Origin of the sequence: Culturomica sp., from assembly GCF_003524185.1 — a bacterium.
Classification (GTDB): domain Bacteria; phylum Bacteroidota; class Bacteroidia; order Bacteroidales; family Marinifilaceae; genus Culturomica; species Culturomica massiliensis.
Genome location: NZ_DOED01000013.1, coordinates 1 through 24456, shown reverse-complemented (window position 1 = coordinate 24456; position 24456 = coordinate 1). Strand labels below are relative to the sequence as shown.

17 protein-coding genes and 1 riboswitch are annotated in these 24456 nt (G+C 40.3%); of the genes, 3 read left to right on the top strand and 14 right to left on the bottom strand.

The window, feature by feature from the left end:
* Window positions 1-7: 7 nt before the first annotated feature.
* Both DD657_RS05330 and DD657_RS05325 read left to right on the top strand, forming a co-directional pair.
* Window positions 8-337 (top strand): L-rhamnose mutarotase, encoded by a 330-nt coding sequence (locus DD657_RS05330; protein WP_021988444.1) that lies wholly within the window; start codon window positions 8-10, stop codon window positions 335-337.
* 5 nt (window positions 338-342) lie between these two features.
* Window positions 343-1539, top strand: a complete 1197-nt coding sequence (locus DD657_RS05325) for a sugar MFS transporter (RefSeq protein WP_287048862.1) — start codon at window positions 343-345, stop codon at window positions 1537-1539.
* Between the two features lie 45 nt (window positions 1540-1584).
* Here the strand turns inward: DD657_RS05325 and DD657_RS05320 are convergent, their stop codons facing one another.
* The 7 genes from DD657_RS05320 to tgt form a co-directional block, all read right to left on the bottom strand.
* Entirely contained in the window at window positions 1585-2721 is a 1137-nt protein-coding gene (locus tag DD657_RS05320; protein ID WP_287048860.1) for a Wzz/FepE/Etk N-terminal domain-containing protein, read from the bottom strand.
* Window position 2722: 1 nt separating this feature from the next.
* Window positions 2723-5194, bottom strand: coding sequence for an SLBB domain-containing protein (locus DD657_RS05315; RefSeq protein WP_287048859.1), 2472 nt, complete (start codon window positions 5192-5194; stop codon window positions 2723-2725).
* Between the two features lie 101 nt (window positions 5195-5295).
* Window positions 5296-5799 (bottom strand): UpxY family transcription antiterminator, encoded by a 504-nt coding sequence (locus DD657_RS05310; RefSeq protein ID WP_021988440.1) that lies wholly within the window; start codon window positions 5797-5799, stop codon window positions 5296-5298.
* A 25-nt stretch (window positions 5800-5824) separates the two neighbouring features.
* The gene (locus tag DD657_RS05305) at window positions 5825-7780 is read right to left on the bottom strand and encodes a polysaccharide biosynthesis protein (RefSeq protein WP_021988439.1); all 1956 of its coding nucleotides are present in this window, start codon (window positions 7778-7780) and stop codon (window positions 5825-5827) included.
* A 104-nt stretch (window positions 7781-7884) separates the two neighbouring features.
* Entirely contained in the window at window positions 7885-9132 is a 1248-nt protein-coding gene (locus tag DD657_RS05300; protein WP_273133560.1) for a pseudouridine synthase, read from the bottom strand.
* Between the two features lie 70 nt (window positions 9133-9202).
* Entirely contained in the window at window positions 9203-10282 is a 1080-nt protein-coding gene (locus DD657_RS05295; protein ID WP_021988437.1) for an LptF/LptG family permease, read from the bottom strand.
* 36 nt (window positions 10283-10318) lie between these two features.
* Complete coding sequence (gene tgt / locus DD657_RS05290) at window positions 10319-11449, bottom strand: tRNA guanosine(34) transglycosylase Tgt (RefSeq protein WP_287048857.1); 1131 nt, start codon at window positions 11447-11449, stop codon at window positions 10319-10321.
* A 526-nt stretch (window positions 11450-11975) separates the two neighbouring features.
* Between tgt and DD657_RS05285 the strand changes: the two genes are divergently transcribed.
* Window positions 11976-12350, top strand: a complete 375-nt coding sequence (locus tag DD657_RS05285; protein ID WP_287048856.1) for a response regulator — start codon at window positions 11976-11978, stop codon at window positions 12348-12350.
* Window positions 12351-12384: 34 nt separating this feature from the next.
* Here the strand turns inward: DD657_RS05285 and DD657_RS05280 are convergent, their stop codons facing one another.
* The 7 genes from DD657_RS05280 to DD657_RS05250 form a co-directional block, all read right to left on the bottom strand.
* Entirely contained in the window at window positions 12385-14559 is a 2175-nt protein-coding gene (locus DD657_RS05280; protein WP_287048854.1) for an alpha-galactosidase, read from the bottom strand.
* A gap of 137 nt (window positions 14560-14696) precedes the next feature.
* Window positions 14697-15341 carry a thiamine diphosphokinase gene (locus DD657_RS05275; protein ID WP_287048853.1) on the bottom strand — a complete coding sequence of 215 codons (645 nt, stop codon included), beginning with the start codon at window positions 15339-15341 and terminating at the stop codon, window positions 14697-14699.
* Window positions 15342-15443: 102 nt separating this feature from the next.
* Window positions 15444-16007: a nicotinamide riboside transporter PnuC gene (gene pnuC, locus DD657_RS05270; protein WP_068689945.1), complete on the bottom strand. Its 564-nt coding sequence runs from the start codon at window positions 16005-16007 to the stop codon at window positions 15444-15446.
* A 127-nt stretch (window positions 16008-16134) separates the two neighbouring features.
* A complete protein-coding gene (locus tag DD657_RS05265; protein WP_287048851.1) occupies window positions 16135-18420 on the bottom strand; it encodes a TonB-dependent receptor in 2286 nt (761 codons plus the stop codon).
* Window positions 18421-18447: 27 nt separating this feature from the next.
* Window positions 18448-18545: riboswitch (TPP riboswitch) on the bottom strand.
* A gap of 156 nt (window positions 18546-18701) precedes the next feature.
* Window positions 18702-19001 (bottom strand): hypothetical protein, encoded by a 300-nt coding sequence (locus tag DD657_RS05260; protein WP_068689948.1) that lies wholly within the window; start codon window positions 18999-19001, stop codon window positions 18702-18704.
* A 265-nt stretch (window positions 19002-19266) separates the two neighbouring features.
* The gene (gene nifJ, locus DD657_RS05255) at window positions 19267-22803 is read right to left on the bottom strand and encodes a pyruvate:ferredoxin (flavodoxin) oxidoreductase (protein ID WP_287048849.1); all 3537 of its coding nucleotides are present in this window, start codon (window positions 22801-22803) and stop codon (window positions 19267-19269) included.
* Window positions 22804-22910: 107 nt separating this feature from the next.
* A complete protein-coding gene (locus DD657_RS05250; RefSeq protein ID WP_118774678.1) occupies window positions 22911-24086 on the bottom strand; it encodes an AAA family ATPase in 1176 nt (391 codons plus the stop codon).
* Window positions 24087-24456 lie beyond the last annotated feature (370 nt).

Genomic DNA, 24456 nt, shown 5'->3' with positions numbered 1-24456 from the left:
ATTATATATGAAAAGATTTTGTCAGACATTGCATTTAAAAGAAGATCTGGAATTGATCAGACAATATACAGAAATACACCGGCAAATCTGGCCGGAAATCAAAGCAGGCATCCGGGAAGTAGGTATTTTGGACATGGAAATATACATCCACGGAAATACACTTTTTATGATTGTGGAAACAACGGACGCTTTTGACTGGGTAAAAGACAATCAGCGATTAGCCGCTCTTCCCAGGCAAGCCGAATGGGAAGCTTATGTCTCCCGTTTTCAGCAGGCAAGTGCTTCTGCTACTTCAGCCGAAAAATGGCAATTGATGGAACGAATTTTTAAGTTATAAACCAGATGAAATTATCTATTGTAAAAACCAAAGAAGGAGTTTCCTATTTATACCCTTTTATCCTGGTCACTTCCCTGTTTTTTTTATGGGGATTTGCACATAGTATCCTGGATGTTCTGAACAAACATTTTCAAGAAGTACTGGTTATTTCCAAAACGAAGTCAGCACTGATACAGGCTGTTGTTTACGGTGGCTATTTTCTGATGGCATTACCAGCCGGTATGTTTATCAAACGCTACGGCTACAGGGCCGGCATCATCCTCGGACTTTTATTATACGGATTAGGAGCATTCCTGTTTATTCCGGGAAGTTTTTTGATGTCTTTCTATTTCTTCTTATTTTCCTTGTTTATCATCGGTTGTGGTTTGACTTGCCTGGAAACAGCTTCCAATCCTTATGTAACGGTTTTGGGAGAACCGGAAAATGCTGCCAGCCGATTAAATCTGGCTCAATCTTTCAACGGATTGGGATGGATTTTCGGTCCATTGATCGGAGGCTTGATTTTGTTTTCCGATGACAGTCAAGCCAGTGACATCATATATCCTTATCTGATCATCGGCTGCTCGGTAATTGTCATCGCACTTTGTTTTATATGCATACCGCTTCCGGAAGTAAAGGAAGAAAGCTTTTCCGCTATTATTGAAAAAAAATTGCACCGATATCCCCATTTCGTATGGGGAGTTGTCGTTTTATTCCTCTATGTTGCAGCTCAAACAGGAATCAACAGTTTCTTTATCAATTATGTAACGGAAGCAGCTCCGGAAATTTCCAACCGGACAGCTTCCTTATTATTGTCATTCGGAGGAATGGGATTATTTATGGCAGGCCGTTTTGCCGGCAGTTATCTGATGCGCAAAGTAAAAGCTACATTTCTACTCGGCATAAACGGTATAGGAGCCATTCTGATGATGCTTATCGTCCTGACTCAACTGAAATGGATTTCAATTACAGCATTATTTTTATGCTTTTTATTTGAATCCATAATGTTCCCAACCATTTTTGCCTTATCATTGAAAGGTTTGGGATATCATACCAAAAAAGCTTCTTCTATTTTAATTATGTCGATTGTAGGAGGAGCTATCGCACCAATTATGATGGGGATGCTCGGAGAAGAGTCGATGGCCATAGGATTTATTATCCCCCTTCTTTGCTTTATCGCTATCTTTATCTACGCCATCCGGTTTTCCAAGCTTTATCGATAAAGACAGTTCCTGACATCAATACGATAAGCAGGAACTACCCTTAGATTATTCTTTAATATATTTATTTAACTTCTCATTGCCGGAAACTTTCGCTAAAAACGGCAAAGTAAGTACCAATCCTATTCCGGCGAAACCGCCCAGGAAAGTAAAAAGTATACAGATCAAAGCCCGTTTGGGTTTAGAACGCTCGATAGGTACTGTAACCGGATCCACAATCGTAAATACAGGTGTTGTTTCTTTTACCTGTATCTTTGCCTGCTCCAACTGCTTTGCCAATTCCGTATAAATACTAAGTGTCAGATTATAGCGGGTATCCAGTTTTTCCTGCTCAGTCTGGGCCTTGGCTGAAATAAGATTTTTATTGGCATCCCGGAAAATAGCCCTTTCCTCCTGCACTTGTTCAAAATCCCGTTTGGCCTCATCATAACGCCCTTGTACAAAATCAAGATTCGACTGTACTTTTTCAATTTTAAACTCGGTAATGTATTTTTGTAATAACACTTGTACCCTTTCAGCCAATTGAGCAGCAGACCAGGCATCGGGCATATCGACACTCAGCTGAACGTAACCGTCTTTTTCATTCAGATTCAAATTGATCTTATCCTTCAAAATATCTATACATTTTTTCTCATCTTTGGATAAGCTTTGAATCTGATTCTCTGCTGAACCGGAAAATTCCGGCTCCGGCTGTTCTCCCCGGATTGCCTTGAGAATAACTCCCGGTAATCCGATTGTATATTTAACGATCGTTTTCCCCAAACTAAATCTTTGATACTCTTCATTCGTATAATAATCCAATACCGTCACCGGTTCATCGAAATCTTCAAATTTAACCCGAGTATACATGATATCCTTTTGAAAAGGAATACTGGCCAAAACTTTCGGATAAATTTTCGGAGACAATACTTCTCCCCCCGTCATATCACCAAGATTGATTCCCGCCATGGCAGCCAAACCACTCAAACTTCCACCTATCTTTTTATCAGAAGACTGAGGTACCAACGTACTACCGGCAGTATATTCCTTCGCACTGAAAAGAGCCACTAAAACACCTAATATCATAAAAGCAACCGTAACTTTCAATATGAGTTTACGGTTTCTCCAAAGCTTCCGGATAACCTCTACCAAATCGATTTCCTGCTCCGGATTATTCATAGGCGACGTATTTACATGCTGTTCCATCTTATTTCGTCGAATTAATGATTGATGTTATCATTGCGGCCATTGAAGTTGTTGAAGTTGTCAAACTCATAATTTCAGCCAATCCTAATCCTTTACGCGGCTGCTTCATCGGCACGATAATTTCACATCCGGGCTTTATATCCAATCGTCCTCCTCTGGCCACAGCGACCGTTCCATTCATATAAATCACAAAAGCTCTGCGTTTGCGAGCCCTCTGTGCAAAACCACCCGCCTGTGAAATGTAATAGGAAGTTTTCGCTTTCGGCTTATACACCACCGTATTCGGATACATCACAGCTCCGCTAATCTTGACGGTTCCGGAATACTCGGGTATCACCAACTGATCTCCTTCTTTCAAAATAACATCGTAATCGGACCCCGGATTTTCCAAAGCTTTCTTCAACTCTATTCCAACCGGATAATAATCACCCAAATTCATCAGTGCTATATCAATCGTATCATTCCCCCCTTGTTGAGTCAATTTCATAATTGTTTGTTGTATAAGCTTTTTCTCCTCCGGGGTTGTTTTGCGCATCAAACGTGCTCCTTCCGGATAAGCCTCAGGCGTAAGTCCGCCTGCTTTAATAACGATATCGGAAAGACGTTCTCCCTTTTTGGCCAATGCATATTCTCCTCCAAACATCACTTCTCCGTCGACAAACACATCCTGTTGCTCCTGGTATCCGGGAGAACGCCGGATATATACCTCGTCAAACGGTTTTAACGTAAATCCCGGTTGGCCTCCCGTTATCAAACCGTCTTTGAGGGTAAAGGTAAAAGTTTCAGCCCTCATATCACCGACTGTAGTGCTTTTCGGATCCTTGATTCTGCGGGCAACATCGATTTTAACGGTCGAAGCTGATTCCAGCAACCCACCACATTGAATCACCAGATCTTCAAGGGTCATATTATCGGCAAATTTATAAGTACCCGGATTTCGTACAGCTCCTTTTACAACAATCGTAAAATCTTCTTGTAAGTCAAAAACCGAGGGTACATATAAAACATCATTTTTCTTCAAAGCAATATCTTCGGCCGTCCCCTCTATCAATCCAGCTATATCAACAGAAAGTACCTCTAAGGTCAGGTCCGGTTTTTCCCGATAGAGTACAGCCCGGTTCAAAAACGCATCCCCCCGAACTCCCTCGGCTTTATCAAGCAGTTCTTTCAACGTATTTACCCCCTCACCGATTGCATATAAACCTTCCCGATAAACGGCTCCTTTTATTTCTACTTTATTCTCGAAACGAGGAAGCACGGAATCCACAGATATCTGGTCTCCATCCGTCATAATAAATGTATCGAAGTTATTTTCATCAACATTATATATCTGATGTTCCCGGCCGCTTTTCCGAATTACCCGTACATTCTTTTTATAAGCATCTCCTGTAAATCCTCCGGCATAACTCAAAATATCAGCTACGGTCTCCTGATTTTTCATTTCATAAATCATAGGACGTTTTACTTTACCGGATAAGTCCACCAGATTAACATACGGACTTACCACAATGACATCCCCGTCCTGTAAAAGAATATTCAGGTCGTTCTTTCCCTGCATGATATATTCATAAATATCCACATCAGCAACTTCTTTCCCATTCCTGTATATCTTTATACTACGTAAAGAACCGATCGGATTTACACCTCCTGCATTGTACAAAGCATGAAAAGCGGAGGCTAAAGAAGGTAAGGTATAGGTACCCGGCACCGCAACTTCGCCCATCACATTCACCTGAATACTTCGGATTTGTCCCAGAGTCAGACGGATAGACACATTACCGGAAGCAATCGCATAAATCTTACTGAATTCATTTTTCACACGGGCATTCGCTTCTTTTACCGTCAGTCCGTTCAAATAAACCGGTCCGATACCTTGTACAACAATATTACCATCCGGAGAAATAACCTGCCTTATATTCGCCTCTGAATTTCCCCATATATCAATAATCACTTCATCCCCGGGCCCCAACAGATAATTGTCCGGAGTTGCAATATTCAATTGCGGTTCAAAAGTCAGCAACGTATTATTAAAAATATCCTTACCGAAGATGACACTTTTTTCCGTCTCCACAGGATAGGGAGGCTGCATTATATTTCCAATCGAATCGATGAAAGAAACATTTTCTCCACGCGGAGCTTCAAACAAAGGTTTTCCCGTCAATTCATCCTCTTTCAGATAACGGCTATCGGTCTTTTTATCGTTCTGTTTCAACGGTAACTGGCGTATCCGGGTATCGGTCGTGACGTTCCCGGCATCTTTCAAATTCAACTCACCTTTCTCATAAGTATCTTTCAATCGCAACAGTTGTTCTTTGGTCACCCCCTTCTGTAACAGCATAACAGCAATCTGCTGCTGACTCATCCCCTGTTTCTGGGCCGTTAAAACCATCTGAATTACATCATTATCGGACACTTGTCCCCAAGCCTGTATAATCAGACAAACTCCTAATAACAACAATGCTATTTTTTTCACGCCGATTTCCGTTTAATTAATATTCTATATATAAGTTACAAAATTACCTAAATCATCTGATAAAATAAAACACCCACCTCCTTTTTTCACAAATGAACCGATCATTCCAGCTTTTCAATCCATCCCAAAGGTATAGTTGTCAAAGCACAGCCGAAATATTGCAAACGAATGGCAATCTTATATTTTCCCCGCATCTCAATAAGATCCCCGATCAATCCCTCCAACTCACCTTGCTTTACTCTTATCTTATCTCCAATCCGCAAAGGATTGTTTACAAATTCAATCTCATCAACCGCATGCTCTACCATCATCCGTAAACGCCTGATCTGATCTACAGGAATAGCTGCAGGTGCCGATTTTTCCTTTAAAAAAGCCACTGCTCCCGTTGTATTCAATACTTTCAAAAAGTCATTTGCAGAAACACAAACAAAGATGTATCCGGGAATTAATGGTACTGCGATTTTTTTCTTACGGTCGCTCCAGATACGTGTTTCAATTTTTAAAGGTAAGTAATTCTCGATCCCTTGTTCTTCCAACCTTTCCTTCACTTTCTTTTCTGCACGGGGAGCGGTATGCAAAGCATACCAGGAAGAAGAATATTCCATGTTCACTTTAATATTACCAATATATTTATTCTTGTACAGCCTTTTCCATCATCAGATCTACCCGGTTTGCTTCAAGTTGAAAGTCAATCTCCTCATAAACGGAATTTTTGGATTTGAATTCAGGCACAATAAACTTCATTTTTCTTACCGTTTCAAAAACATTTCCCTTATCGACAATCATACGCAACTCTATGATTTCCTGCTTGATTTCTTCAAAATCATATTCACGCACTTTAGCCCGTTTAATTCGTTTATGGGGTGTCGGCAATGTCGTCTCCTTTACGTTCAACACTTCTTCGTATAGTTTTTCACCCGGCCGGAGACCTGTAAATACAATATGTATATCTTTACCTACTTCAAATCCGGAAAGTTTAATCATTTTACGAGCCAAATCGACAATTTTCACACTTTCCCCCATATCGAAGACGAATATCTCACCTCCCTCTCCCAAGGCCCCGGCTTGCAATACCAATTGACAAGCCTCCGGTATGGTCATAAAAAAACGGGTAATATCCGGATGTGTCACCGTTACCGGACCACCTTCTTCTATCTGTTTGGTAAACCGGGGGATTACAGATCCGTTAGACCCCAATACATTACCAAAACGGGTCGTAACAAAACAGGTTTTCGATTGAGCATTCAACGACTGTATGTATATTTCAGCAATCCGTTTGGTACATCCCATTACATTCGTCGGATTCACAGCTTTGTCGGTCGAAATCATAACAAATTTATCACACCCGTATTTCACAGCCAGATCAGCCACATTTTTTGTTCCGAAAACATTAGTCTTTATTCCTTCCAACGGCAATAATTCAACCATCGGCACATGCTTATAAGCGGCAGCATGATACACAATATCAGGCCGATACCTGACAAATATACCTTCCGTTCTGTCATAATCCCGGACATCTGCCATTTCTACCGAGAAATCATTGAAACGGAATTTTTCAGATAATTCCAGTTGTATATCATAAAGAGGTGACTCTGCCTCATCCAGTAAAATGATACGTGCCGGTTTAAAACGGGTCAACTGCCGGACAATCTCGCTTCCAATCGAACCGGCCGCACCTGTTACCAAAATTGTTTTATTCAGTAACTGTTTACGCAAAGCCTGATCATCCAATTCTATAACTCCACGATCCAGTAAATCCTCAATCTTGATATTTTTAATATGTTTAATATTCAACTCCCCGTTAATCCAGCTTTCAAATTGAGGCACTTCCAATACACTGACATTGTATTTCAGACAGGTTTCAATCAGGCGGCGTTTCTTATCCTGCGCCAGTAATTTTTTAGCGATTACCACCTTATCGACATCATTCCGCTTCAAAAGATAAGATAAAGCACTGGACTTATAAATCTTGACACCCTCCAATACCTTCCCTGCTTTTTTATCGTTCATATCTACGAAAGCAATGATATTGTATGAGGCATCCACAGCATTATCCAAAGCATGCTTCGCCATCATTCCGTATTCGTCACTACCGCAAATAATCACATTTTTCTTTACCTTTTCAGCATCGACATATTGGGAAAATGTAATTTTAACAAATAAACGAAGTATCGTCATGGTACACATCAATACCATATATTCAATCAAAAGAAACCCCAACGGAATAAAAAATGTCTGATCAAAAATGAAAAAACCGGCATTAAACAACAAAAGAACCAATTCGCCGGCCGTCAATACATAAAATATCCGCAATACATCTTCAGTCCCCGTATAACGAATAATTCCGGAATAAGTTTTCCCTAAAATAAATCCGACCATCCGAACCCCTACAACAATAAACATGATCTTTATCAGAGGCTCTAAAACGATCTTATCAATCTGAAAATTAGCTAAAACCAAACAAGCAACACCTATTGAGAACAAACTCAGACATACATCTAAAATGAAAATGATCCAACGAGGGGTATAAGAAATCTTCTGTAATATCCTCATTCTGTTCATTCCTTGTGATACCAGTGCCACCATAATAAATATTTTAACAATGAAAACAATGCAAAATAAGCATTATTTTTTAAATAAAAATATTACATTTAAAAATATATACAATCCGGACTGATTTTATAAACCCGTCAAGTATTATATATCTTCAATATCCGAACCTCCTGAGAAGTCAAAAACCGCCATCTTCCTCTCGGTAAATTCTTTTTGGTTATTCCCGCAAAATACACCCGGTCAAGACGAACGATGTCGTATCCCAAATGCTCAAATATCCGTCTCACAATCCGGTTACGTCCCGAATGAATCTCAATCCCGACCTCGGATCTGTCAGGCGACGTATAACTAATTTCATCGGCTTTTATAAAACCGTCCTCCAATTCCAATCCTTTACTGATCTTTTCCAGATCCGTTTCATCCAACGGTTTATTCAAAAATACATGGTATATTTTCTTGTGTTCATATTTCGGATGCGTCAGCTTCTTGGCTAAATCACCGTCATTCGTAAACAATAAGACGCCTGTGGTCTGACGATCCAAACGCCCGATAGGATAGATCCGTTCTTTACACGCATCTTCTATCAAACTCATCACAGTCTTACGTTCAAGCGGATCTTCTACAGTAGTTACGTAGTCTTTAGGTTTATTGAGTACCAGATATACTTTTCGTTCGGGAACAATTAAAACATCGTCAACCTCTACCCGATCGTTCTTACGGACTTTAATTCCCACAGTCTGGACAACTTCACCGTTTACTTTCACTCTTCCTTCGGCTATCAACACGTCCGCATCTCTCCGTGAACATACCCCTCCCATAGAAATATAACGGTTCAAACGCAACTCAGCATCTTCTTTTTCTACCTTAAGCCGATGATGCTCCAACTGCTTTTTCTTACTGTAATGCTTTTTACGCAATTCTTCCTTCCCTTCTTCCCCCAAAGAATCCTGACGCTTATAGTCGCGTTTTATGTATTTGTTTTCCCTACTGTAATTCTTCTCTTCAGTCGGTTTTGAAAAATAACTCCTACGTCCGGGGGTTTTCTCCTGCGACCGATTTGCCGGATTCGTTCCTGTTTCCCGCTTATAATAATCCCTCTTCTGATACCGTCCCCCATTCTCCGATTCTTTCCGGCCTTCCTCTACTCTCGGTCTGCGTTGATAACGGGATTCAGACTCCTGCCTAACACTTCCCTCCTCCCTTGTATAATTAAAACGAGGTTTATTTTCATTGTCTTTTCTCTCCCGGTCAAAATAGCGACGATTCGTCTGCGAAGATTCTTTGTTTTCACTTTTATATCCGGAATTCCGGGTATTTCTGGAAAAAGAACGACCTTCCTGGCGACGTCCTTCGTTATTTTCTCTTCTATTGATTTTTTTCTCCATATTAAACATATTATCACACCCAATTCTACACAAGCCCACCCTTCTATCGGTATTTATTGTATTTATTTTCCTATTTCGGAGCTGTCCGGTATACAAAAAACGCAATTACCGCAAACAGTATATTCGGCAGCCACACGGATAATAACGGATTCATATCCCCGTTTGTTGCGAAAACAGTCGAAAATTGCATAAACAGAATGTAAGAGAAACTGAGTAACAATCCCAACCCCAAATGCAGGCCCATTCCCCCCCGGATTTTACGGGAAGAGATAGACACACCTATTAATGTCAAAATAAAAGTCGCAAAAGCATTGGACCATATTTTATATTTTTCAATCTGAAATTCGATAATATTAGAACTTCCCCGCAACTTCATCCGTTCGATATATTCATCCAATTCCGGCAAGGTAAGCTGTTCCTTTATTTTACTCGGGTCCTCTGAAAATTCCGAAGGCAAAAACCCCAGCAATGTATCAATCTCCCGGCCCGTCGTGTATTTATCCCGGTTCCCTTCAAGCTCCCGCAATTTCCAATTACTGATCACCCATTTTTCCTTATCTTTATCCCAGGTAATGCGACTGGACGTAAGCTTACTGACCAACGTATCATTATTAAACGTCTCAATAGAAAAATCGTATCCGATATTGGAAGCTACCGAATAATTCGACATATAAATAAATACGCCGGGAGCGATCTGCCGGTGGATATTAGCTTCCTTATTATTGAATTTTTTATTGATATAACGTTTCTGAAATTCAATACGCGTCTGATTGGCATTCGGAATAATAAAAGCACTGAGACAAAAAGACAACAATGCAATTACAGCCGCAGATATCATATAAGGAAACAAAAAACGCTTAAAGCTGATACCGGTACTTAATATAGCTATGATCTCACTATCATAAGCCATTTTCGAGGTAAAAAAGATTACGGAAATAAAAGTAAATAATGATGAAAAAAGATTAGCGAAATAAGGTATGAAATTCAGATAATACTGAAAAATAATCTCCGACAACGGGGCCTGATTCCCTATAAATTTTTCCAACTTTTCCGCAACATCGAAAACAACGACGATACACAATATAAGTGCCAGGGAAAAAAAGAATGTTCCCAAGAATTTACGGATAATGTATAAATCGAGTTTTTTCATTTTAAGACTATTGGACTCTGAAATAGCAGCTTCCTATTACAACCGTGTTGTTACTTTTTTTACCATTCGTGATTTCCAGACAGCAAAATCTCCTTCCAGAATATGTTTTCTGGCTTCACGAACCAACCATAAATAAAAAGCCAGATTATGGATAGAACATATTTGTAATCCCAATATTTCATCGGCCTTTATCAGATGTCTGAGATATGCCTTTGTATAATCTGTGTCAACAAAGCATAATCCGGCAGGATCTAAAGGAGAAAAATCCCTATCCCACTTTCTGTTTTTTATATTAATCACACCTTCAGTCGTAAACAACATTCCGTTACGTCCATTCCGGGTGGGCATAACACAGTCGAACATATCTACTCCCAAAGCAATCGCTTCCAGAATATTTTCCGGAGTACCTACCCCCATCAAATAACGGGGTTTATTTTGCGGTAAAATACGGTTTACGACTTCTATCATCGCATACATGTCTTCTGCCGGTTCACCGACAGCCAAGCCGCCGATAGCATATCCGGCCCGATCCAGCGCTACCGCATGCTCCGCCGACCGCTCCCGCAAATCCTTATACACACATCCCTGAACAATAGGAAACAGATTTTGTTCGTAACCATACAAAGGCTCCGTGGCATCCAGATGTTTTACACAGCGTTCCAGCCAGCGCTGCGTCAATTCCAAAGATTTTTTTGCATATCCGTATTCACTTGTTCCCGGAGGACATTCATCGAAAGCCATAATGATATCCGCCCCTATTTTACGCTGGATATCCATTACGGATTCCGGTGTAAAAATGTGTTTCGAGCCATCAATGTGGGAATGAAATATGACTCCTTCTTCGGTAATCTTCCGCCGATCGGTCAAAGAAAAAACCTGAAAACCTCCGCTGTCCGTCAGGATGGGTCTGTCCCAGCCGTTGAATTTATGTAATCCTCCGGCAGCTTGCAATATATCTGTTCCCGGACGTAAATACAAATGATACGTATTCCCCAGAATAATTTCTGCACGAATATCAGTTTTTAATTCCCGGGCATGTACAGCTTTCACTGTTCCCACCGTTCCTACCGGCATAAAAATAGGAGTATGAATTTCCCCGTGCGCCGTTGTTAATACCCCACAACGAGCTTCACTATTCTTATCTTTAGCCAATAAAGTATATTGCATGATCTGTCCGGAAACAAAAATATTAAACGTCCAACATTAACGAACTGCAAAGATATACTTTTTTTACGAGATACGGTAGTGTGTTTAAGAAAGTTGAAAAAGACATGCCATAAAAACGGAAAGCGATGTAAAAAAGCAAATTACACACATAACAAATAGTATCTTTCAGCCAAATTTAAGGTACGTTTTTTTTGTGTAATCACAAAAATTGACAGATAGAAATTAAAATCATTCATACAGGTTATTCAATACATCATAAACAACTGTATTTCAATAATTAAAAAAATATTTATATCTATTCTTCCTTCTTACATTTCTATTTGAATTTTTCCCATTTTTATAAACTTAAAAAACGTACCTTTGAATCTCCCTCTAAAAGGGTCATAAGTATTATTTTATGGTGTGTGTGTGAATCAAATAAAGTCGTATTCCGTATAAATGACTTTAGAATATTGAAATCATAAAATTTTTACATTCGGAATTGCATTTATATTCAACAGAATATTAATTTAGGCAGACAGAATACATGCATAATTCAAAAAACAAACCTATTATTGTCATAGCCGAAGATAACAGAGATAATTACCTGTTGTTGGAATATGTTCTAAAAGCAGACTTCCAGCTTTTACATGCTTATAACGGACGCGAAGCAATCACTCTTTTTAAGCTCTATAATCCTGTCATACTTCTAATGGATATCCGTATGCCTGAAGTTAACGGATACGAAGCTCTTTCTGAAATTCGCAAAATATCATCCAACGTTCCGGTTATTGCAGTAACTGCCTATGCCTACTCTCAGGATGTTAAAAATATCCTGTCCTACGGATTTACAGACTACATTGCCAAACCGATAAATGTCCAGATGTTGAAAGAAAAAATCAATAATTTACTCCTTAAATGATAAGAGGTGCGGTTGAAACCACACCTCTTATTATTTATTGAGCTGTTATTTCAAGAATCCGGCTATGTGTCTTGTTACCTGTAAACACGTCTATACCCACCTTCATTAAAAAATCACCGGAATATATTTTTCCGTGGGCAGTTAAATCGGATTGATGTCCCGGCATCAAATTGATCTCTTCGATTTTATAGTTTTTAACGGGATTTAATCCCTGTAGTTTTACCGGAAATAATTTTTCTCCAAAACGAGGATACAAATCATAAGCATAAAGAACTGCTTTACGCTTATCTTTTCCGACATGTACAACCGCAGCATGATTTGTTTCATAAGGAGAAACCAGACGATAGAAATCTCCTTGTAGAATAACCGGAGAAAGGCGTTTAAAATTTTTCACAGCTTCCTGACAAAACGCCTGTTCATCTGCTGTCATATCTGCAATACCGATGTCAAATCCCAATTTACACATCATAGCAACATCCGTTCGGAATTTGACGGATTGTTTCCCCCAGCCAGTGACATGCGCACACAAAACCTGTGAAGGAAACACTTGCGAAAATCCCCATTGAATAAAAATACGTTCCACCGGCTCCGTATTATCGCTTGGCCAAAATTCAGTGAAATATTTCAATGCCTCATAATCACAACGGGCTCCTCCCCCGGAGCAAAGCATCATCGGCAGATTCGGATATTTTTCTTTTAGCCGCTCCAAAACGCCATATATCCCACGTACGTGATCTATATACAATTGTGACTGCTTATTTTTCAAATACGGAGAATAAATATTGGTGATCGGACTGTTGCAATCCCATTTGAAAAAAGCAATTCCCGGATGTCGGGTCATTAAGTTATCAATAATCCCATATACATAATCCTGTACTTTTGGATTACTCATATCCAATACTAACTGATTGCGATAGTAATAAGGTTCCCGGTTAGGCTGATGAATCACCCATTCCGGATGCTCTTCAAACAAATCACTTTTCGGATTTACCATTTCCGGCTCGACCCAGATTCCGAATTTGACTCCTGCTTTTTCGGCCCCCTCGACTAAAGGACCAACACCATTAGGTAATTTACTCTTCATTGGTTCCCAGTCACCCAAACCAGCACGGTCGTCATTTCGGGGATGATTATTCCCAAACCAACCGTCATCGAGCAAAAACATATCGACCCCCAAATGCTTCGCTTCTTTCATCAAACCAAGCAATATCTCTTCATTAAAATTAAATCCGGTATTTTCCCAATTATTCAATAAAGTAAGCCGTGCCCCCAATCCGTCTTTTACCTGGTAATGCCGTGCCCAATCATGCAAATTGCGACTGGCATCGCCGACACCATTCCCACTGAGAGTAAAAATAAATTCAGGTGTCTTAAAAACCTCTCCCGGCACAAGCTCATAACAGGAAGCATAAGGATTTATGCCTGAAATTACGCGCAAATTTCCCACATTATCCACTTCAAAGGTAAACCGGAAATTTCCGGTCCATCCGATAGTACCGACCAATACCAATCCTTCGTTTTCAGCCATCGGATGCCCCAGACCCAATTGAAAAAACGGATGTGCATGCATGGCAGCCCGGCTTCCTAGTTTCGTGTCAATAATTTTCTTACCGAATTGTAGCTCCTGAGAAGTCATCATCGCCTCACGCGCCCAATCACCACTGAATTCGGTCAAAAAATAGCGCGGACTTTCAAAATAAAACATAGCAGAAGCATAACGGAATAAAGTCACCGGCTTTTTCTCCCGATGGCATATCTCCGACCAGGATTTAATCACATTCTCTTTGGCAAAAGACACATAATGTAACTTCACCTCGATCGGATAAACCTCATCTTTCAATGTAATTATGGTTTCTTCCACATTCGTATCTATCCGACGGACTTCCTGTGAAACAAACTTCAACAAAGTCGCCATATTCCCATCATTATGAGTGATACCTAATGCCGGTTCAAAATAATCCTCCATTCCTGAACCCGGATATACTTCCCACCCTTGTGCCGCTACATTTCTGTCTTTTGACAAACACTCTATATCCGTCCCGTTCATAAATCGGGGACCTAAATACGACTGATACAAACGCCCGTTCGCCCCCACCTGAAAAATTAAATCCGTAGCGGCTGTCGAAATCCGGATCACCTGTTTATCTGCTGCTTGTAATTGAAATATTCCAAAACATAGCACCAATAAGGAAATCAATTGCCTTTTCATGAAAAATAAATTTAATAAACCGTAAAATGATTACCGTACATGCAACCGATAACTAAATTTCCGCAAATATATAACATAAATCAGATTGATAAAAATTTTAGGAAGTTTTGTAAATAATGATAAAAATTACATTCTTATTATTTCAATAAACCGCCAACCCGGTATACCAACAGCTTTCCGTCCGTAATAACCCGGAAACAGGTTTCAGTTGCCTCATTTAAAGTTCCCTGCCACCAATTCGTAAACGGAGAGAGCGGATAAGCCAGATTTTCACCTTTCAGATAAGTACATCCCATATTAAACACAGATACCTGTTGTCCCGGAAAAGACTCAAACTCAGAATCTCCGCAAACAGGGGTAAACAAACCGTAATCCGTCAACATCTGTACCTGAGCACAGGACATATAATCCATCAAAAGACTGATATTTCCCAAAGTATGATCTTCCCTTTTTCCTGTTGCCCCCAGGATCAGAATATTTCTCCAACCCTTTTCCAGACAAAAACGGAAAGCTTTGCTCAAATCATTGGTTTCCTGTTCCTTTTCCAGATGAATAATAGAAGCATATTGTTTCCGAAGTACAGATGAAAGCGAATCTCCATCTCCGACAATAGCGTGAGGCTTATACCCATGACGCAATAATTTACCGGTCGCCCCGTCACAACATACTATCGGCAATCGTTTTAACATCTCAACAGCCGAACGGGTCCTCGGAAAATTCCCGTCCGCCAATATAACAACCTCCGGCAAATGCCCCTTACCACATAAAGGATAATGCTTCATCTTTCAATACAATTACAAGGCAAAAGTAGAATTTTAATTGCAAATTCTAAATTAAAACAAACGGTTAGTTAGGGAGATAAATCAGAATCCAGAAATCATAAATTATCTTTCTTCGGAGATCATTTTCAACCATTTGAAATAGCCGAAGAAGGCAATTATAGTATAAAATCCATATAAAGCGGCATAGAAAGGTAAACCTTTATAAATATATAACCCACAACTAACAACATCGACAATAATCCATACCAACCATTGTTCGGCATGTTTATAAGCCAACATCCACATGGCCACAATACTCAATGCCGTTGTCAAACTGTCAAGCCAGGGAACTGTACTATCCGTAAAACGAATCAATATCCAGGCAATAAACAACAATAACCCGACAGCTATAGCTGTCAACGGCAAAATCTGTTTTATAGGCGTATGTATAACCGGAAGCTCTTTCTTACCGGAAGCCCCTTTTAACCACATCGCCCAACCGTATATACCGGCTAAAAGATAGTAAATATTAATACCGAAATCCGCATATAATCCGGACCGATAATACACCATAAGACTTAAAGCCGGCATGACAATACCCGCAGCCCAAAGCCAGATACTCGCTTTATATTCGAACCAGAGATATAGCAATCCGACAAGGGTCCCGATAATTTCTAAATAATCCATAGCTGCTTTAAAATGTAAATTTCAGATCGACTATAAAAGAATAAAATTACAAAAAACCAAGATACGAACCCATAAATTTTTGATTTACAATTGGAACCGATATTAACACCGGTTCCAACCTTATCTTTTAAAATCGCAACGTCAGATACGCCAACGCATTAATTCCGGCATTGGGATAATAAGCCGCATAAGGTACTACTTCCGGTTTGACACCCGCCGGTTTTATTCTGTCCGGTGTCGGGTAAACAGCCGTACGACTGGCATATCCGTTGCTTTCATACGTTTCATCGAACAGGTTATACACCGTTACCCCTACCGTTACCGATTTCATCGCCGGCAGCTTGAAAGTATAACTTACATTCAAATTACTTACAAAATAAGCATCCAATGTACAATCATTATCCCCGGAATTATTCAGGTACTGCTTACTTACATACTGAGACTGTAACGAGGCATCCAATCCCTTATAATTGAAAGCAATCAAGCTATTCAACATAAAATCCGGAGAAAAAGAAATCGGAGTGGATCCCAAATAATTGGCTGTTTGAGAAATACCGCCATCTGCTGTTGTCATATCTTTCCAGTTCTCATTCACATCGCTCAAATATTCCGTATAATGCTTAATCCGGTTACGGCTCAACGTCGCATTGACATCCCAACGCAACCAATTTGTAAACCTCATTCCGGCCGACAATTCGGCACCCGTACGATAACTATCTTTTACGTTAGCTGATACGGCTTCTCCGATCTCGTTCAACTGTCCGGTCAATACCAGTTGATCTTTATAATCCATATAATACAAATTCACGCCGGCAGTAAAACGGCCCGAGCGGAAAGTATATCCGAGCTCATAATCCAGCAGACGTTCGGCGTTGGGGCGTTGGGTAAAGAAACCGTCAGTGTAATTATTTCGGGTCGGTTCCTTCTGCGCTACAGCAAATGAAGCGTAAGCACTGTTTTGAGAATTGATCTGCCAGAAAAGTCCCGCTTTCGGATTAAAAAAGTTAAAGGTTTCATCCAAATTCAATGGCTGCATATGACCCGCACTCCAATCGTATTTATCGTTCACTCCTTTTATCGTATAATTAATATGACGATATTGTAAATCGACGTAAAAATTCAGATTACGTACAAATTCATAATTCAGACGTCCGTATATATTGGCATCCAGTTTCTCTCCGGTATTTTCATAGAACTTATGATCGGGAGCAAGATCGCCGATATAATTTTTCACCCAAATTACATTTCCATCGTGATCATTCTTGTATTTATTCATTCCGCCTCCGAGAGATGCCTGTAATTTTCCGGTTTGATAATTTAAAGAAAAAACCATACCACCGAAATCACTGGCGACATTCTTTCTCCGGATTAAATTCGAAGTTTCAACCGTTTTGCCTTCAGCATCCACATAAGGTTGTAATCCATATTCGGCCAGATAGCGGCCATTCTTGTATTCCTGGTAATATCCTTCCCCGCCGGTGTAATGAAAAGCAACATTTAAATTCCAGGCCGGATTGAAAATATGGTTGAATAATAACTGATAATGGGTTTGACGATACACATCCAGTTGATCATCATAAAAACCCACAGCCTTTCCGTTCTCATCTTCAATTACTCCATTCGGGTTATAGGTACGATCGGTTTCCAGCATATCCTTGGTTATACCGTCCCAGGCATGATAAGTTTCTTCTTTGCCACCGAAAGTAATAAATTTAACTGTCGTTTTATCTCCGTAATACCCGGCCTGAGCAAAATAAGATTTCAATTGGGCAGAAGCCCGGTCTCTATAACCATCACTTTTAATATGCGAAAGCCGGGCATCGAAAGCCCAACGATTATTCACCAGACCGGTTCCCACTTTAAACGTTTCTTTCTGTGTATTAAACGAACCGTAAGAACCGCTGATTTCTGCATAAGGATTGATGGCAGAGCTCTCTGTCTGCATATTGATACTTCCCCCGAAAGCACCGGCCCCGTTCGTTGAAGTTCCGGCCCCGCGCTGTATCTGCATATCTTTCAAAGAAGAAGCCAAATCCGGCGTATTCACCCAAAAAATAGCATGACTCTCCGCATCATTCATCGGAATACCATTAGTGGTTACATTAATACGAGTCGCATCCGTACCCCGTACACGTATCGTCGAGTAGCCGATTCCGGCACCGGCATCTGTCGTGGTCAATACGGAAGGCGTCATCAACAATAAAAACGGAATATCCAAACCGGCATTTTGTTTCTGAATTGCCTCTTTACTGATATTGACAAAAGCAATCGGAGTCCTCGCTGTTGCACGCGTTGAAAAGACCTGAGCCTCTTCAAGATTTACATGACGCAAAGAATCCGTCGTTTCTGTTTCTGCAACGGCATACAAACCACAATGCAATAATGTGGCAATGATCCAAAATTTTTTATTCATTTGTGCTTTAAATTATAACAGAAAGGCGCACATCTGTTACATAACTCCCTTCGCCGGCATTACCCGGATCAGGTTCAATGGGTATAATCTCAGCCCGTACTATTCAGGCACCCCTTTCTGACTGTTAATAATGGCTCAAAGGTAAATAAAAATTAAGAAAATACCCAAAAGAAAAAGTTTATAGAAACAAAAATAGGGTAATGAAAATATTTTTTCATCGCCCCATTATTTTTCTTCTATTAAATCTGTGAAGATTCAGAAAGTCGCATCCCCCGTTTTTATCACAACGTAAGAGCAGCAGTTACGGCACCGAAAACAGCCAGCAATAATATCACCCCGATCAGAGATATTACCAGTCCGGCAATAGCAAGCCCCCTGGGAGCTTTAAACATACCGCAGGCAGAAAAAATAAGTCCTAACAACCATACAATCCAGCCTAAAAACGGAATCCAGCCTAAAAATAATGCAATCAATGCCAATACAAACCCCGCAGTACCCAAACCGTTCGAACGGGAAACAGGCTGCTGAATTATAATCGTTTGTTTGGGTTGCTCCTGATTTTTTGTTTCTAATTCTTCCATAAAATTATCTTTTAAACTTACACTTTTGTTCTTTATACCTAACGACATAAAATTACAGTCAAAAATACGAAAAAAAATAGGATATGCAATTTAATGTAAATTTTTATAAAAAACAATCAACACGAAAAGCTCGGCAAGCGGAATAAGAACAGATTGCAATATATCCTTCCCGTATCAATTATCAGTCCGGTTTGTATCTTTTCCTCCCCATTCCATAAAAAAAGGGCTGCAAAATGCAGCCCTTATCCGGATCCAAAGATCTTATTTATTCACCATACTTCATTTCAGCATGACGTTTATAACCTTCGTATCTCCATTTGGCATTTGCTTCTGTTGTTTCAAACAGCTTCTCTGCATCTGCAGGAGCAGCTTTTACCAAAGAATTGAAACGTACTTCACCCATCAGGAACTCACGGAATTTAGAGAAATCAGGTTCCTTAGAATCCAATTGGAACGGATTTTTACCTTCACACTCCAACAACGGATTATAACGATACAACTGCCAGTAACCACACTCAACGGCTTTTTTCTCCTCTGCCTGTGATTTACCCATGCTAGCCTTCAAACCGTGGTTGATACAGGGAGCGTAAGCTATAATCAAAGACGGTCCCGGATATGCTTCCGCTTCTTTCAATGCTTTGATATATTGAGCCTGATTTGCCCCCATTGCTACCTGTGCTACATAAACATAGCCATAAGACATAGCCATCATACCCAAATCTTTTTTCCTTACCCGTTTACCGCTGGCAGCAAACTTGGCAACGGCACCCGTCGGCGTTGATTTAGAAGACTGTCCACCGGTATTCGAATATACTTCGGTATCGACAACCAAAATATTTACGTCATGTCCGCTGGCCAATACATGATCTACACCACCGTAACCGATATCATAAGCCCAACCGTCACCACCGAATATCCATTGAGATTTCTTCGTGAAATAAGCCTTCAGACTTAAAATTTCCTTAGCTACCGGAGCAGTCTCTTTTTCCAGGGCAGCAAGCAATGCATCGCTCAAAGCCAAAGTCTGGTCTTTATCATCAAAACCGGCAATCCATGCAGTAGCAGCAGCTTGTACAGCAGCAGAGAAAGCTGACATGTTTTCTTCCAGCAATCTCTTCACTCTTTCACGTAAACGGTTTGCACCTTCTGCCATACCGAAACCGAATTCAGCATTATCTTCAAATAATGAATTAGCCCAGGCCGGACCACGCCCCGTCTTATAATTTGTACAATAAGGAGTAGAGGGAGCAGATGCACCGTAAATAGAAGAACAACCCGTTGCATTAGCTACCATCATTCTTTCTCCGAACAACTGAGTGATTAATTTGATATACGGAGTTTCACCACAACCGGCACAGGCACCAGAGAACTCAAACAAAGGCTGAACAAATTGTGAATTCTTCACATTGTTCGGTTCTACAACTTGTTTGTAACCAACTTTCTTATCCATATATTCCCAACGAGACATTTCAACCTCCTGAGATTCCAGCGGTTTCATGACCAAAGCTTTGGTTTTAGCCGGACAAACATCGGCACAGTTACCACACCCCGTACAATCCAAGGGAGATACCTGAATTCTGAATTGATATCCAGCCAGCTCTTTACCGATTGCCGGTTTTGATTGTGTTCCGGCAGGAGCAGCAGCCAATTCCTCACTCGTCATCAGGAAAGGACGGATAGCAGCGTGAGGACATACATAAGCACATTGGTTACACTGTATACAGTTTTCAACCTGCCATTCCGGAACATTCACAGCAATACCCCGTTTTTCATATTTCGCTGTTCCACAAGGGAATGTACCGTCTTCTCTGCCGACAAAAGCACTGACAGGCAGATCGTCTCCCTTCTGAGCATTCATCACATCTACAACATTACGGATAAATTCAGGGCGGTTGCCATCATGACCCGGCATTTCATCCGGTAAGTTCTTCCATTCGGCAGGAACATTGACTTTCACCAGATTGCCTTCCTTACCACCGGCGTCTACGGCAGCATAATTCATATTTACGATAGCTTCCCCTTTCGTACCGTAAGATTTCACGATAGCGGCTTTCATTTCTTTAACAGCCAGTTCGTAAGGAATCACATTCGTAATCTTGAAAAAAGCACTCTGCATAATCGTATTGGTACGATTCCCCAATCCCAATTCCTGACCGATCTTCGTACCATTAATGATATAGAAATTAATTTCGTTATCTGCCAGATATTTCTTCATATGGTTCGGCATATGCTTAGCCGTTTCTTCGGCATCCCAAAGAGAATTCAACAGGAACGAACCGCCTTTTTTCAACCCTTTCAATACATCATACTGATGGATATATGCAGGCACATGACAAGCGACAAAGTCAGGAGTTGTCACCAGATAGGTAGAACGAATCGGTTCATCTCCGAAACGCAGGTGAGAAGCGGTAAAACCACCCGACTTCTTGGAATCATATGCGAAATATGCCTGACAATATTTATTCGTAGCTCCTCCAATAATCTTGATGGAATTCTTATTGGCACCAACCGTACCGTCCGAACCCAACCCATAAAATTTGGCTTCGTAGGTGGAATCGGAGGTCACCTTTACTTCCTGCTCCAAAGGCAGCGATTTGAATGTTACATCATCCACGATACCGACTGTGAACTGATTTTTCGGTTCATTCAAAGCCATATTTTTATAAATAGCGATGATTTGAGCCGGAGTCACATCCTTGGACCCCATACCATAACGTCCGCCTACAATCAAAGGCGCATTTGCTTTTCCATAGAATATATCTTTTACATCCAAATACAACGGATCACCGTTAGCTCCCGGCTCTTTAGTACGGTCAAGTACTGTAATCCGTTTTACAGATGCGGGCACAGCTTCCATAAAATATTTGGCAGAGAACGGACGATACAAATGAACGGCTATCAAACCGACTTTCTCTCCTTGCGCCAATTTATAATCAATTACTTCACGAATGGTATCCGTTATCGATCCCATAGCGATAATGATATTTTCAGCATCCGGAGCACCATAGTAATCAAACGGACGATATTTTCTTCCAGTCAGCTTAGAAATTTCATCCATATAAGCGGCCACGAGGTCAGGCACTAATTCATAAAATTTATTACAAGCTTCACGTCCCTGGAAATAAATATCCGGATTTTGAGCCGTACCACGGGTTACCGGAGTTTCGGAATTCAACGAGCGGCTACGGAATGCCTGCAAAGCCTCCATATCCACCAGTCCCCGCAAATCTTCCATATCCAAAGCTTCAATTTTCTGTATCTCGTGAGAGGTACGGAAACCATCGAAGAAATTCACAAACGGAACACGGGATTTTATTGCCGTCAAATGAGAAACAGCTGACAAATCCATCACTTCCTGTACAGAGCCGGAAGCCAACATAGCAAAACCGGTTTGACGGGCTGCATAAACATCGGCATGATCTCCGAAAATATTCAAAGCATGAGCAGCTAATGCCCGTGCACTTACATGAAATACACAAGGCAATAATTCCCCGGCAATTTTATACATGTTCGGAATCATCAACAACAATCCCTGTGAAGCAGTATAAGTACTGGTCAATGCACCGGCCTGTAAAGAACCGTGAACAGCTCCGGCAGCACCGGCTTCTGATTGCATTTCGATCACACGTACGGTTTCTCCGAACATATTCTTTCTCCCTTTAGCCGCCCACTCGTCGACATTCTCAGCCATCGGCGAAGACGGAGTGATGGGATAAATACACGATACTTCACTGAACATATATGCTATATGTGCAGCGGCAGCGTTACCATCACAAGTCATGAATTGTTTTTCTTTTGCCATCTTTTTAAATTAATTGAAAACTGAAAATTGAAAACAAAAATAATTTTGGCTTTCGACATTCAATTTTGATTTATTACTATATTTAATTCTCAATCTTAATCTTCCCGTCAATAGGTAAATCCCGATAACCAGAGAGGTATGACATTTCCTTTTCCCCGTTCTATCATATCTTCCATCAGAATAACATCATCCGCCCCCTTTTCTTTTCCTTCCTCACAAACATTTACATGATACATACCGTCAATCAGGAAATCAGCCCTATCCGTATAATTTATACGATGCACCGGACACAATTGACTCAAAAAAAATGTTTTCCGTAATACCTGCTTATCCACCTCGTCCAGACAAACTGCATTCAACAAATTCGAATTGTGCATATACAGTCTGTTCGGCTTACGCAAACAATCTTCCTCATTCCCTTCCGGCAACAACAATGTCAACAAACGGGCATTTTTCATGTAATACAAATAATTCAGCACCGTAGCCCGGGATACGCCGATATCGGCACTCAATCTACTGATATTCACACTGCCACCATTATCCCGCGCCACAAGATACAATAATTTTTTTAGTTTGGGCAGATATTTCAGTTCTATTTGATTATTGTAGGGAATATCAAATTCCAAAGTCAAATTGATATTTTTCAACAAATAATCAATATGTGATTTTTCTTCCAAATATATCGGATAATAACCGTATCGTAAATAATTCCCGAAATAGGCCAAAGGACGAATCTGAGCCAGAATACCGTCTACGATCTGCTCGTGCTTTTCCACAATCTCCTTAAATGAAAATACCGGAAACTGATACCCTGTTTCAAGCTCCAGAAACTCCCGGAACGACAAACCGCTCAAATTATACATATCCACGATCTCTTTCAGATATTCATTCGATTTTACCCGAACGATGGAAGAAATCGTAAACACAATCTGCAAACCGGGAAAAGAATGATAACAGGCTTGCAACTCCCGGTCCCAGCCGGGATATTTATGAACCTGGTCTAATAAAAGGACTTTCCCTCCCAACTTATAAAAACGTTCAACAAAATGATAAAGTCCTTCTGCAGCAAAAAAAAGATTATTGATATTTACATACAAACAGGAAACATCGTCCGGATAATAGTCGCGGCAATAATCCAATAAGAAATTCGTTTTCCCTACACCCCGGCTCCCTTTTACAGCAATCAAACGGCTCTTCCTGTTGATTTGATCTGCAAGTCCGCGACGAATAGCAGAAACACGCTCTTTTAATAATGTATTGTGCGTACTACGTAAACTGTCCATTTTCTCTTTTTTGCCATACAAAAATAATATAAAATATAATTATTTGCAATCTTGAGATTGCAATTTTATATATTTTCCAGATTATAGATATAGCAATTACTTTCCCTATAATATTTCCGAAAACATTAAGTTAATCACTTCATTCCATTCATATACCTGAAAATTTTCCGGCAACTTATTGATTCTGTATTTCCATTGTAAATCAAAAATCGTAAATTACACAACAAGTCCGTACCAGTGTGTAATTTTCACCTACCTGTTTCTCAATTTAAAATCTAAAATTTAAAATCATAAACTACCTCTTCGAAACCCTTCTACATATCAGCATTCACCCCAATCGTAAATCTAAAATCAAAAATCGTAAATTACA

Bases quoted from the DNA above. Each gene is read 5' to 3' on its own strand.
- DD657_RS05330 (WP_021988444.1), top strand. From the start codon at position 8: ATGAAAAGATTTTGTCAGACATTGCATTTAAAAGAAGATCTGGAATTG.
- DD657_RS05325 (WP_287048862.1), top strand. From the start codon at position 343: ATGAAATTATCTATTGTAAAAACCAAAGAAGGAGTTTCCTATTTATAC.
- DD657_RS05320 (WP_287048860.1), bottom strand. From the start codon at position 2,721: ATGGAACAGCATGTAAATACGTCGCCTATGAATAATCCGGAGCAGGAA.
- DD657_RS05310 (WP_021988440.1), bottom strand. From the start codon at position 5,799: ATGGAATATTCTTCTTCCTGGTATGCTTTGCATACCGCTCCCCGTGCA.
- DD657_RS05305 (WP_021988439.1), bottom strand. From the start codon at position 7,780: ATGGTGGCACTGGTATCACAAGGAATGAACAGAATGAGGATATTACAG.
- DD657_RS05300 (WP_273133560.1), bottom strand. From the start codon at position 9,132: ATGGAGAAAAAAATCAATAGAAGAGAAAATAACGAAGGACGTCGCCAG.
- DD657_RS05295 (WP_021988437.1), bottom strand. From the start codon at position 10,282: ATGAAAAAACTCGATTTATACATTATCCGTAAATTCTTGGGAACATTC.
- tgt (WP_287048857.1), bottom strand. From the start codon at position 11,449: ATGCAATATACTTTATTGGCTAAAGATAAGAATAGTGAAGCTCGTTGT.
- DD657_RS05285 (WP_287048856.1), top strand. From the start codon at position 11,976: ATGCATAATTCAAAAAACAAACCTATTATTGTCATAGCCGAAGATAAC.
- DD657_RS05280 (WP_287048854.1), bottom strand. From the start codon at position 14,559: ATGAAAAGGCAATTGATTTCCTTATTGGTGCTATGTTTTGGAATATTT.
- DD657_RS05275 (WP_287048853.1), bottom strand. From the start codon at position 15,341: ATGAAGCATTATCCTTTATGTGGTAAGGGGCATTTGCCGGAGGTTGTT.
- pnuC (WP_068689945.1), bottom strand. From the start codon at position 16,007: ATGGATTATTTAGAAATTATCGGGACCCTTGTCGGATTGCTATATCTC.
- DD657_RS05265 (WP_287048851.1), bottom strand. From the start codon at position 18,420: ATGAATAAAAAATTTTGGATCATTGCCACATTATTGCATTGTGGTTTG.
- DD657_RS05260 (WP_068689948.1), bottom strand. From the start codon at position 19,001: ATGGAAGAATTAGAAACAAAAAATCAGGAGCAACCCAAACAAACGATT.
- nifJ (WP_287048849.1), bottom strand. From the start codon at position 22,803: ATGGCAAAAGAAAAACAATTCATGACTTGTGATGGTAACGCTGCCGCT.
- DD657_RS05250 (WP_118774678.1), bottom strand. From the start codon at position 24,086: ATGGACAGTTTACGTAGTACGCACAATACATTATTAAAAGAGCGTGTT.